Raw genomic sequence first — 14,085 nt, 5'->3', positions numbered from 1 at the left:
ACCAGCTCGACGCGGGCCACCCACTCCTCGTCCGGCACCGGCCGGTGGCCCGCGTCGAGCTGGTCCCACGAGGCGAGGCAGCCGGACCCGACGAAGTGGTGGTTGCCGAGCACCTCGCGGACGCCGAGGTCGGTGAGGACGACGGTGGGGATCCGGCGGTGCAGGGATTCCAGGGCGGCGGTGGAGCTGACCGTGACCAGCAGGTCGGTGCGGTCCAGGACCTCGCCCATGTTGCCGTAGACGAGCCGGAAGTTGGGCGGCAGGTCGAGGCGCTGGGCGAGCTTCTGGTAGGGCAGTTCCTCGATGTGGGTGGTGTGTTCGCCGGGCTTGGAGCGGAGTTTGAGCAGCACCTCGCGTTCGGGGTGCAGCCGGGCGTGCCGGACGAGCCGGTCGAGCAGGTAGGTGCGGTCCTTGCGGTTGTCCGGGACGGACGGCTGGGCGGCGAAGACGACCGTGTAGGGGGCGTGTTCGCCGGTGTACGGTGCTCCGCCGAGGAACGGGAGTGCCACCTCGGTCACGGCGGAGGAGTCGGCGCCGACCCCGTCGTACACGGCCCGGAAGCGTTCGGCGTCCTGACGGGAGTTGGCGAGGACGAGGTCCGCGCCGTGCCGCAGCAGCAGTCCGTCGGCGAGCTTCTCGTAGACGACGCCGACGTAGCCGGTGACGACGGCGGGCCGGGCGGGCCGGTCCTCCCACACCCGCTTCAGCCCGTGCAGCATCGCCTGCACGCCGCCGCCGACCAGGGCGAGGACGAGCACGTCGTAGGGCTCCCGCGCCATGGTGTGCAGGAACTCGACGGCGGTGACCTCGCGCAGGGAGTCGGCGCGCACGCCCACCTCGGCGAGCTGGCGCGGGGTGGGGGTGGACCGGCCGCGCAGCAGGAATCCGTCCAGGACGGGTGCGGCCGCCGCCCCCTGTGCGGGGGCGGTTTCCGTGGACGGGCCCGGGACGATGCGGTCCGCGGTCAGCGCACCCCATTTCCAGCGGGTGTCGGAGTCCGCGAGTACGGCGATGCGTGGGGGCTTCGTTGTACTTGGTGGCACGTCCAAGACGCTAGGAAGCAATTCCGAGTTACGGCCCAACCAGGACTCAACAAAAAGTTAACAGCGCCCCACCGAGAGCCGAACTGGCATGTCGCGGGCGGGAAAGTACACGGCATGCACTGTTCCGACACATGGAGTTCACCCGGTGTACCGGCGGCGGAAAGTTCCGCAGCCGGGCCGCCTCCTAGGCTTTCTCAGGTGCCAAAGCTTTCCGTGATCGTGCCGTTCTACAACGTTCAGCAATACGCCCCGGACAACCTCAGAAGCCTTCGCGCGAACGCCCGTGCCGACTTCGAGTTCATCCTGGTCGACGACAAATCGAAGGATGGGACACCGGCCATTCTCGAACGCGCCGCCGAGGAACTTTCCGAGGTCGCGCGGGTGCGCCTGATCCACCGGGAGGAGAACGGCGGACTCGCCACCGCGCGCAACACCGGACTCGACGCGGCGACCGGCGAGTACCTGGCCTTCCTGGACGGTGACGACTGGCTCGCGCCCGGCTACCTGAGCGAGCTGGTCGCGGCCGTCGAGGAGCTGGGCTGCGACTTCGTGCGCACCGACCACGTCCAGGCCACCGCGCGGGCCCGCTCCGTGCACCGGGTGCCGGTCGGGCTGCGCGGGGAGGTGCTGAACCCGCGCGAGGCGATCCTGCCCGCCGACCGTTCCACCTCGGTGGACTACCCCTACGCCTGGGCCGGCGTCTTCCACCGGCGGCTGCTCGACCGGGGGCTGCTGCACTTCACCGACGGGCTGCGCACCGCCGAGGACCGGCCGTGGATCTGGAAGCTGCACCGGGAGGCGGAGTCGTTCGCCGTGGTGGGGCTGCTCGGCGTCTTCTACCGGCGCGGGGTCGCCGGTTCCCTCACCCAGATCGGTGACGTCCGCCAGCTGGACTTCATCCGCGCCTTCGACCAGGTGATCGGGGAGACCGCCGCGGACCGGGACGCGGACCGGCTGCTGCCGAAGGCGGTGCGCACCTACTGCGCGATCATCGCCCACCACCTGTCGGAGATCGACAAGTTCGAGCCGTCGGTGGCCAAGCGGTTGCGCGCCATGAGCGCGGCGGCGATCAAGCGGATGCCGCAGGACGCGCTCGGCGACGTGCTCGACACCATGGACCTGCGCCGCGCCTCGGCGCTGCGGCGGCTGCGGCGCCGGGTCACCACAGCGAAGGCGGCCGCCTGATGTCCCGGACCACCCAGATCTTCTGCGTCTCCACCCTGTACGGCGCGGCCACCCTGGCCGCCGCGATCGAGTCGGACTGCTTCGACGCCGCGGACCGCCGGATCCTGCTGGTGTTCAACAACGCCATGACCCCGGAGACCACCCCGGCGGTCGACGCGATGCCGGGCTTCGAGCAGCTGCGCGAGCACTTCGACGCCGTCATCTCCTTCAACGAGGCGATCAGCCCGTTCCACCCGGGCGCCTGGCAGCCCCGCCCCGACGACCTGCCGCTGTTCGAGCGCTATCTGCGGCTGCTGTGGGGGCTGGGCGAGGACCGGGTGGCGCTGGTCCTGGAGTCGATCCAGGTCAGCCCGGCGCTCACGGTGGCGCAGATCTTCACCGGGGCCCCGATCGACGTGTACGCCGACGGCCTGATGAGCTACGGCCCGACCCGCAACAAGCTGGACCCGCTGGTCGGCACCCGGGTGCGGCGGCTGCTCCACCTGGACCTGGTGCCGGGCCTGGAGCCGCTGCTGCTGACCGAGTTCGGCGTTCCCGCGCAGGTGGTGCCGACGCAGGCGTTCCTGAAGGTGCTGAGCGGGCTCACCGGCGCCCTCCCGGAGCTGCCGGAGGTGCCGTCGGGCGCGGCCCTGCTGCTCGGCCAGTATCTGTCGGCGCTGAAGATACTCTCCCCCGGGGAGGAGGAGGATCTGCACGTGCGGATGCTGCGCGGCGCGGTGGCGCGCGGGCACCGGACGATCGTCTTCAAGCCGCATCCGACGGCCCCGGCGAGCTACAGCCGCGCGCTGGAGACCGAGGCCGAGCGGCTGGGCGTGGCGCTGACCGTGCTGGACACGCCGGTGCTGGCGGAGGTGCTGTTCGAGAGGGCGGCGCCGGCGCTGGTGGTGGGCTGTTTCTCGACCGCGCTGTTCACCGCCGCCACGTTCTACGGGCTGCCGGTGGCCCGGATCGGCACCGAGCCGCTGCTGGACCGGCTCACGCCGTATCAGAACAGCAACCGGGTGCCGGTGACGCTGGCCGACGCGCTGCTGCCGCCGCTGGAGGGCGAGGCGGAACCGCTGGCCGGGGATCTGCTGACGGGGCTGGTCACGGCTGTCGGTTTCACCATGCAGCCGCAGATCCAGTCGGGGCTGCGCCCGGCGGCGGAGCGGTTCCTGGCGGCGCACTACGGGCCGGGCGTGCAGCGCTACTTCAAGCGCAAGCGGCTCACCTCGCTGGGCCTGCCGGGCGGTATCCCGGAGCGGCTGGCGTTCCTGCCGAACAACGCGGCCGCGCGGCGGGTGGTGCGCCGGGCACGGGCGTTGAGGAAGGCCGTACGCCGTTAGGCGAATCACAGGTGAACTGCGGGGTAAGGGCAGTGAAACGATGGCGAGCAGTCGGTTTACTCCCTTGATTCCATGGTGAGACGGCGTGCCTGTCCCTAGGATCGGGACGCCGTCCCACCGACCCCCGTGAGGCTCTCATGACCCAGCTCGGCCGGCTCTACCCGATGCTCGACAGCGTCACGCTGCCGGACAACCTGCCCTACACCCAGGTGAGCACCTGGGAGCTGCAGTTCCTGTACCTGGTCGGCCGCCACGTCCTCACGGGGGACGACCGGATCGTCGAACTGGGCTCCGGCGGCGGCGGATCGACGTACGCGCTCGCGCTCGGGCTGCACGAGTCGCCGGTGTTCGACGCGAAGACGGGCCGGCTGCACGCGTACGACTTCTTCCGCGTCGGCAAGGGCACCTTCGCCACCGAGAAGTTCTTCACCGGCGGCACCAAGCCCGCGGACGACAACTCCTTCCTCGACGACTTCAAGAGCCGCCTGGAGCCGTTCCTGCCCTTCCTGGAGATCCACGCCGGCGACCTGTGGCAGACCTCCGACCCGGACGACCACTCCCCCGTCGAGTTCCTGCACATCGACATAGCCAAGACGGCCCGGGTCTTCCGCTGTGTCTCCGAGCGGTTCCTCACCCGGCTGCGGCCGGGTTCCGTCGTGCTGCACCAGGACTTCGCCGGACCGCGGCTGCCCTGGCTGCACTACAGCACGGGCGCGCTGCTGCCGTACATCGAGATCGCCGGACCGCCCATCCGCTCCACCCTCGCCTTCGAGGTGACCCGGCCGATCCCGGAGGAGGTGCTGACCGCCATCACCGAGGACTCCTTCCCGTACGAGCGGAAGCTGGAGCTGATCTCGGCCGTGCAGGAACGGATCGACCGCGACCACACCGGCGGCATCCCGTTCAGGTCGGTGCTGGAGCTGGCCAAGGCGTACGTCGCCCACTACGACGGCCGGCACCGGCAGGCCTGGTCGATCGCGCGCAGGCTGACCGGCGACGAGTACCTCGCCCGCACCCGCGCCGACCACTTCAAGCAGCTGCGGACGGCGTACGACAAGGAGGGCTCGCCGCTGGCGAAGCTGGTGCGCAGGGCCGTCGGACGCTGAGGCGGGCCCCCACCGGCGTGGGGGCCCGGACCTGGGTCAGCTCCCCAGGAGGGTCCGCAGCTCCGCCGCGTTCGCCTGGGTGATCTTCCACAGCTCCTGCTGGCGGCCGTGCACGTCCGCCACCGTCTTCGCGTGGTCGGCGAGCAGCTCGCGGGAGCGCTCCACGAGGATCGCCGCCAGGTTGCGGTCGTGGACGGAGACGCCCCACTCGGGGCGCTCGATGTCGCGCAGGAAGTACGCCATCTTCGGGTGCGAGATCAGGCTGATGATGGGCGTCCCGCAGCCGAACGGGATCATGCCCGCGTGGCCGCGCATGCCGATGACCAGCTTGGTCCGCGCGTACAGCTCGCGGATCTCGTCGTTGCCGAAGTCGTACATCGGGATGACCGGCAGCGAGATGCCGTGCTCGCGCCGCAGGTCGAAGGCGATCCGCTCGTCGTCCAGCGAGTGGGCGACACACTGCACCTCGGCCAGTTCACCGAGGTCCCGCACCGCCTGGGCCATCTGGGCCAGGAAGTAGCCGTAGTCGTGGCCGAAGCGCAGGCCCGCGCGGTCGTAGGCGGCGTTGATCAGGATGGTGTCGTCGCGGGTCGCCGGGTCCCGCCAGCCGTCGACCAGCTGCCGGGTGACCGTGGTCGGGCAGGGCTGGAAGCGCACCTTGTCGTGCAGGTGGGCCGGGAGCATGGCCCGCACCTTCTCGATCGAGCCGTGGTTGCGCAGCCCGAAGAAGGCCGACTTCTCCACCAGCTTGCGCAGCGACTCGCGGAACCGGTTGGCGCGGTAGGACTGGCCGTCGAAGGCGTTGAAACCGACGGCGTACACCGCGATCGGCACCTCGATGCGTTCCAGCAGCTCGTCCGGGACGTTCCACTGCCAGGCGCTGTTGCCGTTGGGCATGGTGTCCGGGATGAACAGGCCGCCGCCGCCGATGACCAGGCCGCGCCGGGCGTTGACCCGCTCCAGGGCCGCCTCGTCGAACAGCCGGTGGGCGTGCACCGAGAGCCAGCGGCGGCCCGTGGTGTCCGGGTCGAAGGCGAGCCGGACGGACTCCGGGAGCAGCTTGTCGCCCGCGTTGCCCTGCCGGTCCATGTAGAACGCGACATGCGCGAGCTGCTGGTCCGGGCTGCCCTGCGCCTGCGCGGGCATGGAGAGGGTGCGCTGGTGCCAGATGCGGCTGGCCCGGTGCGTGGGGTCGACGGTGAGCCCCTGGAGGGCGTACTTCTGCGCGGTCGCGTCGTCGCCGTGCACCCAGGCGATCTGGGCGAGCCGGGAGAAGGCGGTGGCGGCCCGGTTGGGCGCGGCCGTGGCCAGCAGCAGCTGGGCGCGGGCCTCCTCGTAGCGGGAGACGCTCATCAGGGCGTGCCCGTAGACCTCGTGCGGCCAGGCTTCGTCGACGGGGAGGTGGACGCGCTCCATGATGTCGACGGCGGCCTGGTAGTCGCCGTTGCCGATGTGCGCGAGGGCGACCTTGCGGGCGGTGTCGACGTCACCGGTGCGCTCCACGTGCGGGGTGCCGAAGTGGACCAGCAGGTCACGGTGCGGGGAGCCGCCGCGGGCGACGAAGGCGGCCTGGAGGTCGGCGTCGCTCATCCGGTACTCGCGCCAGCGCTCCTGGGCCTGCTCGTAGCCGGACTCGCCGCCCTGCCAGGGCTTGTGGCGGCCGGTGAAGTGCAGGATCGCGGTGTCGTCGGGGACCGGGAGGTCGCCGGACAGGCGCCGCTTGACGAAGTTGTACTTCGCGTCGAGGCGGACGAAGTCGCCGTCGAGGAGGGCGTTGAGGATGCCCTGGTCGTGCTTGTCCAGCTCGTAGGCGCCGGAGCGGCCGATCTCGTCGATGCGGGCGCAGAACTCGTCGGTCAGGTACTCCTTCTGGATGACGAGCAGGCCGCTGTTGAGCTTGTGCTGGCCGTAGAAGAACTGCGGTACGGCGGCCAGTCCCTCGCGCAGGGACAGCAGTTCGCCGATCGAGCCGAGGACCACCATGTCGGTGTCCAGGGTGATCACGGTGTCGTAGTCGCGGATCTTGAAGACGTCGAGGATGAAGTACGCCTTGCGGACGAGGTAGTTGTCCTGGTCGCCCTTGACGTAGGAGTCGTAGTGGTCGGCGTCCACGCGGCGGAAGGTGATCCGCGGGTGCAGGGCGCGGATCTTCGCGACGGAGGCCGGGCGCAGGTCGTCGTGCAGGACGATGAAGTCCTCGCAGACGCCCGGGTTGGTCAGGGCGAGGGAGCGCAGCAGGACGAGGAAGCCGGGCAGGTAGTTCTCGTCGACGAAGCTGGCGAAGGCGATTCTGCGCTTGCCGGTGAGGGCGCGGGCGTCGGTGACCGGGGCCGCGGCGGCCGGGGCTATGACTGCGGGTGCAGGGGTCATCTCAGGGAAATCCTCATGCCGGAGACGCTCTGGGCCCGTTCCATGACCCACGCCTTCTCGCTGGTGTATTCGTGCACGGACGTGATGGGCATCTTCATCGCCTCGGCGAGGCGGTAGGCGCCGGACTCGTAGAAGTCGAACCCGATCAGGTCGAGGACCGGGCTGACGTCGAGGAAGTCGAGCAGGAAGAGCATGTTGAAGCCGGAGGTGGGGATCGACGGCCAGCGGTCGGTGCCCCACTTGCCGATGTTGCGCACCGGCCAGCGCAGGGACTCGTCGCCGAGGTACTGCTGGGCGCCCGGCACCAGCCGGTTGCGCAGGGAGTACTTCCAGTCGCCGGAGATGCCGCCGAAGACCAGGCGGGTGTCGACGGGCTGGTCCCAGTTGAAGCCGTGCTTGTGGATGGTGGCGTGGATGTCGGTGCGCCGGCCGGTGTGCGTGGGGTCGATCTTGTACGAGTTGAAGCGGACGACCAGGTCGTAGCCGTCGATCTCGGCGCCCATGCCGCTCTCGCCGACCTTGCCGGAATTGGCGATCAGACAGACCGACTTGCCGGCGATCCGGTTGCGGAACTCGCCCAGGCCGATCCACTGCACCCCGCCGAAGAGCGGGTCGGGCAGCGGGCCGCGCATGCGGTTGCGGCGCTGCTCGGCGAAGAGGGCGATGACCTCGGTCAGTTCGGCGGCGGGGAGGGCCCGGGCGCCGAGGCACAGGTCCAGGTAGTGGCTGAGCGCCTCCTGGAACTCCTGCTCCGGGGCCTCGGCACGGTCCATGGCGACCAGGGCGCCGACCAGCAGGGCCTGCGCCCGCTCCCAGTCGCCCTCGGCGTGCGCGGCGAGGCCGTCGGCCCACACGTCGGTCGCGGGGCCGCCGGCGTGACGTGCGGCGTCGGGGACGGTGCGCTGGAGCAGGTCGAGCAGTTCGGCTCGGCGCTCAGTCGCGGTGCGCACTCCGGCGACCTTGGCGCTCACCCCGAAGCCGTCCTCCTGGGTGAGGGCGAGATAGCGCTCGAAGGCCTCCACCGCGGCGGCCGGGCGGCCCATCGCCTCCAGCAGCCGGCCGCGCAGCCGCCAGCCCGCGCGGGAGTTCTTGCGCTGGGTGAGCACGGTGTCGCTGATCAGCAGGGCCAGGTTCAGCTCGTCGTCGTAGCCGCAGTCGAGGGACTTGTTGCCGACCGCGAGGAGGGCGTCGAGCAGGTCGTTGCTCAGTCCGCCGCCCGCGACCGCCTTGGCGCCCCGGCGGATCAGGCCGCCGGTGCCGCCCGCGGGGGCGGGCTGCGGCTGCTCCTGCGCCCACAGGGCGAGCAGCTTGCGCAGCTGTTCGGCCAGCGCGATCCGGCGGTTGTCGAGGCTGCCGACCAGCTTGCCGCTGTGTACGGCGCAGGCCCGCAGGCAGTCCTCCAGCTCGGCCGGGGTGACCTGGGCGGTGGGTGGTCCGCCGTCCGTGGGCGCGGATGCCAGATCCCCCGTCCGGGGACGTGACCATCTGCTGCGAACCCTCGTCATGGTGCTCCTGCTGGGAAAAGAAAGGCAAGGATCTGCCAAGGAAAATGGGGAAGGTTGGAGAACGCTAAGAAACCAAGACGAAGCACAGGTGAACCGTTCGGGTCATGCAGGCAAATCGTGTTTACCTCGAACGCAATTGCCAAGAAGCACGTCTTAGGGTGGCGCCGTGGTCGAAACGTTCGTCAGCCCGACTCAGTCCCCTTCCGCGGCAGTTGAGAAACCGCGTGCCGCCTCCGGGGCGGGCCGTTTGCGCGCCCTGGACGGGCTGCGGCTGGTGGCCGCGCTGATGGTGGCGCTGTATCACTACGGCGGCCGGGGCGGTGAGATCACCAACGCCTGGGGCTCCTCGCCGAAACAGCAGTTCCCCACGCTGCACTCGTGGTTCGCCTATGGCTGTCTCGGCGTCCAGGTCTTCTTCGTGATCAGCGGATTCGTCATCTGCATGAGCGGCTGGGGACGGCCGCTGCGCTCGTTCTTCGCGTCCCGCGCGGCCCGGCTGATGCCCTCGTACTGGGTGGCCGTGGTGCTGGTGACGGCGGTGTTCGCGCTGCCGGGCGTGGCGTTCGCGGCGGTCTCGCCGAGTGACGCGCTGGTGAATCTGACCCTGCTTCAGCAGCCGCTGGGCGCCGACCGGGTGCTCGGCGTGTGCTGGACGCTGTGGGTGGAGATCCGCTTCTACGCGCTGTTCGCCCTGTGTGTCGTGCTGCCGGGGGCGAGCCGGCGCCGGGTGGTGCTGTTCTGCGCGGTGTGGACGCTGGCGGCGGCGATCGCCGACGCCGCCGACGAGCCCCTGCTCGACCTGGTGCTGATGCCCGAGTACGCGCCGTTCTTCATCGGCGGCATCGGCCTGTATCTGCTGCACCGCGACCGGCGGGACGCCACCGCGTGGGGCATCGTCGCGGTGAGCTGGCTGACCGGCCAGCACTACGCGGTCGCGGACCTGTGGCACAGCCCCGGCCCCGGCCACTTCTCCTACCGTTCGGCCTCGGTGATCATCCTGATCGTCACCGCGGGCTTCCTCGCCGTGCTGGCGGTGGCGCTGGGCTGGCTGCGCCGGGCCGACTGGCCGTGGCTGACCACCGCGGGCGCGCTGACGTACCCGTTCTACCTCGTCCACGAGCATCTGGGCTGGGTCGCCGTCGAGGTCTTCCACCAGGAGCTGGCGCTGCCGTCGTGGCTGACGCTGGCGGCCACGCTGGTGGCGATGCTGGTGCTGGCGCGGCTGTTCAACCGGTACGTGGAGCGGTGGGCGACGCCGCTGCTGCGGCGGTCGCTGGGCTGACGCCGCCGGGCGGCCCGCGTCAGAGCAGGGTCGCCGCCACTCCCGCGATCACCGCGCGCAGGCCCGCCTCGAAGCCCCGGTCGCGGTTCTGGAAGACCACGCGACCGCTCTCGGCGGCGAGCGGGTGGGCGGCGAGCCGGTCGGCGCGGGCGTCGAGGTCGTAGCCGCCGGCGCCGGTGGCCGGGTCGGGGCCCATCGCCTGTTCCTCGATGACGAAGCCGATGGTGTAGCTGTACGCCGTGAACCAGGCGCGGGCGGCCGCGTCCGGGGCGAAGCCCGCCTCGACGAGCGTTTGCAGGTTCGCTTCCATCGGCTCGGCGTACGACAGGTCCGTGAAGCGGGTGCCGGCGTAGACCTTGGCGCCGTCGCGGTGGCGCAGGAGGTGGGCGCGCAGGCCGCTCATCCGCCGGAAGAGGGTCTCCCGCCAGTCGGCGTCGGGCGTCTCGGGGTCCGCCGTCAGCTCGGCGGCCATCCGGCGCATCAGCTCGGTCGCCATCTCGTCGAGCAGCGCCTGCTTGTCCCTGAAGTGCCAGTACAGGGCGGGTGCCTTGACGTCCAGCTCCTTGGCGATGGCGCGCAGGGTCAGGCCCTCCAGGCCGACCTCGTCGAGGAGCCTCAGGGCGGCGTCCGCGACCCGGCGGCGGTCGAGGGGGGCGCGTCGTTCCGTGCTCACGGGGCCAATCTATCGTGAGCCGCTTGACAACTTAACAGCGTTAAGGAGACGCTCATGGATGCCACCACTTAACAGCGTTAAGGAGTGCCTGATGGAAGCTGCACACACGGACGTCCTGATCGTCGGCGCCGGTCCCGCCGGCCTCGCCCTGGGCATCGACCTCGCCCGGCGCGGGGTCGGCGCACTCGTGGTGGAACGAGGCGACGGGCTGTTCCCGGGGTCCCGGGGCAAGGGCCTGCAGCCCCGCACCCTGGAGGTCTTCGACGACCTCGGCGTGCTCGACGCCGTCCTCGCGGCGGGCGGGACCTACCCGATGGGGATGATCTGGCGGGACGGCGAGCGGGTGGGCGAGCACGCGATGTCCGACCCGGCGGAGGCCACCGAGGACTCGCCGTACGGCGAGGGACGGATGCTCCCGCAGTGGCGGACGCTGGAGATCCTCTCCGCGCGGCTGGCGGAGCTGGGCGGGACGGTGCTGCACGGCCGGGAGGTCGTCGGCGTCGAGCAGGACACCGACGGGGTGACCGCGCGCTTCGCCGCGCACGGCCCGCTGCGCGCCCGGTACCTCGTCGCCGCCGACGGCGGCCGCTCGACGGTGCGGCGGGCCCTCGGCATCGGCATGACCGGCGAGACCGTCGATCCCTCCCCGATGCTGGTGGCGGACGTCCGGATCAGCGGCCTGGACCGCGGCCACTGGCACATCTTCCCGCCGCACGCGGACGCCGACCTCCTCGCCGTCTGCCCGCTCGCCGGAACCGAGGACTTCCAGGTCATGGCCCGTTTCCCGGAGGGCACGGCGGTCGACCTCTCCCCGGACGGCATCCGCGGGACGATCGCCGCCCGCACCCACCTCGCGCCCGAGGACGTGACCGAGGTGCGCTGGGCCTCGGACTTCCGGCCACGGACGGCGCTGGCGGACCGGTTCCGGGACGGGCGGGTGTTCCTCGCCGGGGACGCCGCGCACCTGCACTCACCGGCCGGTGGCCAGGGCCTGAACACCAGCGTGCAGGACGCGTACAACCTCGGCTGGAAGCTGGGCGCGGTGCTGCGGGACGGGGCGGAGCCGGGCCTGCTGGACACCTACGAGGCGGAGCGGCGGCCGGTCGCCGCGGACATGCTGGAGCTGTCGACGCGGGTGCACCGCGGTGAGGTGCGGCGCGGCGCGGCGACCCGCCAGCTGGGCCTCGGCTACCGGGAGTCGGCGCTCACCCGGGAGACCCGCGAGTCCCCGGACGGGGTGCGCGCCGGAGACCGCGCCCCCGACGCGGCCGTGGCGGGTGTACGCCTCTTCGACGCGTTCCGCGGACCGCACTGGACCCTGCTCGCGGTGGGCACGGACGCGGAGCCGCCGCCGCTCGCGGCCTCCGTCGTACGGATCCCGGCACACGGGGCGTACGCGCCCGGGGTGTTCCTGGTCCGGCCCGACGGCTATGTCGCCTGGGCCGGCGACTCGGCGGCGGGACTGGCGGAGTACGCGGCGCGAGTGGGCGTGCCCCGGCGGACGGGCCGGGCGACTGCCCTCCAGTCGCTCTAGGCCGATACGGCTAGGCGCTCGCCAGCGACAGCTTCAGGGCGAAGCCGAGGAAGAGCGCGCCCGCCGCCGATGTGGCGCCCGCGGCCAGGCGCCGCCTGCGACGGAACGCGTCGGCGAGGCGGGTGCCGCCGAATATCAGCAGCGAGAGGTAGAGGAAGCTCGCCGTCTGCAGCAGCGCACCCAGGACGAGGAAGGAGAGCGCCGGATAGGCGTAGTCCGGGTCGACGAACTGCACGAAGAAGGAGATCAGGAACAGGATCGCCTTCGGGTTGAGCAGGGAGACCACCAGGGCCCGGCGGTACGGGTGCTCCTCCGCGGGTTGCGGGACGGCCGGTTCGGCGGCCGCCGTCCGCCCTTCGCCGCGCGCCTTCCACAGGGCCCACGCCGAGCGCAGCATGCCGTACGCCATCCACGCCAGATACGCGGCACCGGCGTACTTCACCACGAGGAACAGCAGCGGTGTCGTGGTCAGCACGCTGGCCGCGCCGAGCGCCGCCAGCGTCATCAGGACCGTGTCGCCGGTGAAGACCCCGGCCGCCGCCGCGTAGCCGGTCCGGACGCCCCTGCGGGCGGCGACGGACAGCACGTAGAGCGAGTTGGGCCCGGGGAGCAGGACGATCAGGACGAGGCCTGCCAGGTAGGTGGGGAGGTCGATGACGCCGAACATGGAGAGGAGTGTCGCACGCGGGTGCGACACTCCTCGCGGGCGTCCCGTACGTCAGAACGCGTCCGACGGGACGTACGTCCCCCAGACCTCGCGCAGCGCGTTGCACACCTCGCCGACCGTGGCCCGGGCCCGCAGCGCGTCCTTCATCGGGTACAGGACGTTGTCCTCGCCCTCGGCGGCCTTCTTCAGGGCGGCCAGGGCCGAGTCCACCGCCGCCTGGTCGCGCTCCGCGCGCAGCCTGGCCAGGCGCTCCGCCTGCTGGGCCTCGATCGAGGGGTCGACGCGCAGCGGCTCGTACGGCTCCTCCTCGTCGAGCTGGAAGCGGTTGACGCCGACCACGACCCGCTCGCCGGAGTCGGTCTCCTGGGCGATCCGGTAGGCGTTGCGCTCGATCTCGCTCTTCTGGAAGCCGTGCTCGATGGCCGAGACGGCGCCGCCGAGGTCCTCGACCTTCCGCATCAGCTCGACCGCCGCCGCCTCGACCTCGTCGGTCATCTTCTCGATGACGTAGGAGCCCGCGAAGGGGTCCACGGTCGCGGTCACGTCCGTCTCGTAGGCCAGCACCTGCTGGGTGCGCAGGGCGAGCCGGGCGGACTTGTCCGTCGGCAGGGCGATCGCCTCGTCGAAGGAGTTGGTGTGCAGGGACTGGGTGCCGCCGAGGACGGCCGCGAGGCCCTGGACGGCGACGCGGACCAGGTTCACCTCCGGCTGCTGGGCCGTGAGCTGCACGCCGGCGGTCTGGGTGTGGAAGCGCAGCATCAGCGACTTGGGGTTCTTCGCGCCGAACTCCTCCTTCATCACCTTCGCCCAGATCCGGCGGGCGGCGCGGAACTTGGCGACCTCCTCCAGGATCGTCGTCCGGGCGACGAAGAAGAAGGACAGGCGGGGGGCGAAGTCGTCGACGTCCATGCCGGCCGCGACGGCCGTGCGGACGTACTCGATGCCGTCGGCGAGGGTGAAGGCGATCTCCTGCGCGGGGGACGCGCCCGCCTCCGCCATGTGGTAGCCGGAGATCGAGATGGTGTTCCACTTCGGGATCTCGGCCTTGCAGTACTTGAAGATGTCGGCGATCAGGCGCAGCGAGGGCTTCGGCGGGAAGATGTACGTCCCGCGCGCGATGTACTCCTTCAGCACGTCGTTCTGGATCGTGCCGGTGAGCTTGTCGGCGCTGACGCCCTGCTCCTCGGCGACGAGTTGGTAGAGGAGCAGCAGCAGGGCGGCCGGGGCGTTGATCGTCATCGACGTCGACACCTTGTCCAGCGGTATGCCGCCGAACAGCACCCGCATGTCGTCGACCGAGTCGATCGCCACGCCGACCTTGCCGACCTCGCCGTGCGCGATGGGCGCGTCCGAGTCGTGGCCCATCTGAGTGGGCAGGTCGAAGGCGACCGACAG

11 protein-coding genes are annotated in these 14,085 nt (G+C 71.1%); 5 read left to right on the top strand and 6 right to left on the bottom strand.

The genetic code is table 11. From position 1 onward, the window contains the following. The coding region (locus tag CCN42_RS35525) for a DUF6716 putative glycosyltransferase (RefSeq protein WP_086741481.1) at positions 1 to 1,043 on the bottom strand (1,043 nt) is incomplete at its 3' end. Positions 1,044 to 1,241: 198 nt separating this feature from the next. On the opposite strand from CCN42_RS35525, the gene CCN42_RS35520 reads away from it, so the two are divergent. The 3 genes from CCN42_RS35520 (at position 1,242) to CCN42_RS35510 (ending at position 4,659) form a co-directional block, all read left to right on the top strand. Then, positions 1,242 to 2,228, top strand: a complete 987-nt coding sequence (locus tag CCN42_RS35520) for a glycosyltransferase family 2 protein (protein ID WP_086741480.1) — start codon at positions 1,242 to 1,244, stop codon at positions 2,226 to 2,228. Next, the gene (locus CCN42_RS35515) at positions 2,228 to 3,553 is read left to right on the top strand and encodes an alpha-2,8-polysialyltransferase family protein (RefSeq protein WP_086741479.1); all 1,326 of its coding nucleotides are present in this window, start codon (positions 2,228 to 2,230) and stop codon (positions 3,551 to 3,553) included. The genes CCN42_RS35520 and CCN42_RS35515 overlap by 1 nt, the downstream gene beginning before the upstream one ends. A 137-nt stretch (positions 3,554 to 3,690) precedes the next feature. Beyond that, positions 3,691 to 4,659, top strand: coding sequence for a class I SAM-dependent methyltransferase (locus CCN42_RS35510; RefSeq protein WP_086168472.1), 969 nt, complete (start codon positions 3,691 to 3,693; stop codon positions 4,657 to 4,659). A gap of 36 nt (positions 4,660 to 4,695) precedes the next feature. On the opposite strand, the gene CCN42_RS35505 is transcribed toward CCN42_RS35510, so the two are convergent. Both CCN42_RS35505 and CCN42_RS35500 read right to left on the bottom strand, forming a co-directional pair. Then, positions 4,696 to 7,029 carry a glycosyltransferase gene (locus CCN42_RS35505; protein WP_086741478.1) on the bottom strand — a complete coding sequence of 778 codons (2,334 nt, stop codon included), beginning with the start codon at positions 7,027 to 7,029 and terminating at the stop codon, positions 4,696 to 4,698. Next, positions 7,026 to 8,534, bottom strand: coding sequence for a tetratricopeptide repeat protein (locus CCN42_RS35500; protein WP_086741477.1), 1,509 nt, complete (start codon positions 8,532 to 8,534; stop codon positions 7,026 to 7,028). Before CCN42_RS35500 ends, CCN42_RS35505 begins: the two co-directional genes overlap by 4 nt. A 166-nt stretch (positions 8,535 to 8,700) precedes the next feature. Here CCN42_RS35500 and CCN42_RS35495 point away from each other — a divergent pair, with 166 nt between their 5' ends. After that, positions 8,701 to 9,816, top strand: a complete 1,116-nt coding sequence (locus CCN42_RS35495; protein WP_086741476.1) for an acyltransferase family protein — start codon at positions 8,701 to 8,703, stop codon at positions 9,814 to 9,816. Between the two features lie 19 nt (positions 9,817 to 9,835). On the opposite strand, the gene CCN42_RS35490 is transcribed toward CCN42_RS35495, so the two are convergent. Continuing rightward, positions 9,836 to 10,489, bottom strand: a complete 654-nt coding sequence (locus CCN42_RS35490) for a TetR/AcrR family transcriptional regulator C-terminal domain-containing protein (RefSeq protein ID WP_086741475.1) — start codon at positions 10,487 to 10,489, stop codon at positions 9,836 to 9,838. Positions 10,490 to 10,580: 91 nt separating this feature from the next. Between CCN42_RS35490 and CCN42_RS35485 the strand changes: the two genes are divergently transcribed. Then, positions 10,581 to 12,023, top strand: a complete 1,443-nt coding sequence (locus tag CCN42_RS35485; RefSeq protein ID WP_086741474.1) for an FAD-dependent oxidoreductase — start codon at positions 10,581 to 10,583, stop codon at positions 12,021 to 12,023. A 10-nt stretch (positions 12,024 to 12,033) separates the two neighbouring features. Here CCN42_RS35485 and leuE read toward each other — a convergent pair whose 3' ends face one another. Next, positions 12,034 to 12,690 (bottom strand): leucine efflux protein LeuE, encoded by a 657-nt coding sequence (gene leuE, locus CCN42_RS35480; RefSeq protein ID WP_086168466.1) that lies wholly within the window; start codon positions 12,688 to 12,690, stop codon positions 12,034 to 12,036. Between the two features lie 51 nt (positions 12,691 to 12,741). Beyond that, positions 12,742 to 14,085, bottom strand: a 1,344-nt coding sequence (locus CCN42_RS35475) for an acyl-CoA mutase large subunit family protein (RefSeq protein ID WP_086741473.1), incomplete at its 5' end; no start/stop codon positions are given.

Origin of the sequence: Streptomyces glaucescens (genome assembly GCF_002154375.1) — a bacterium.
Taxonomy (GTDB): Bacteria; Actinomycetota; Actinomycetes; order Streptomycetales; family Streptomycetaceae; genus Streptomyces; species Streptomyces glaucescens.
Note: the sequence above shows the minus strand (reverse complement) of the source record. Positions and strands in the feature narration are given on the sequence as shown.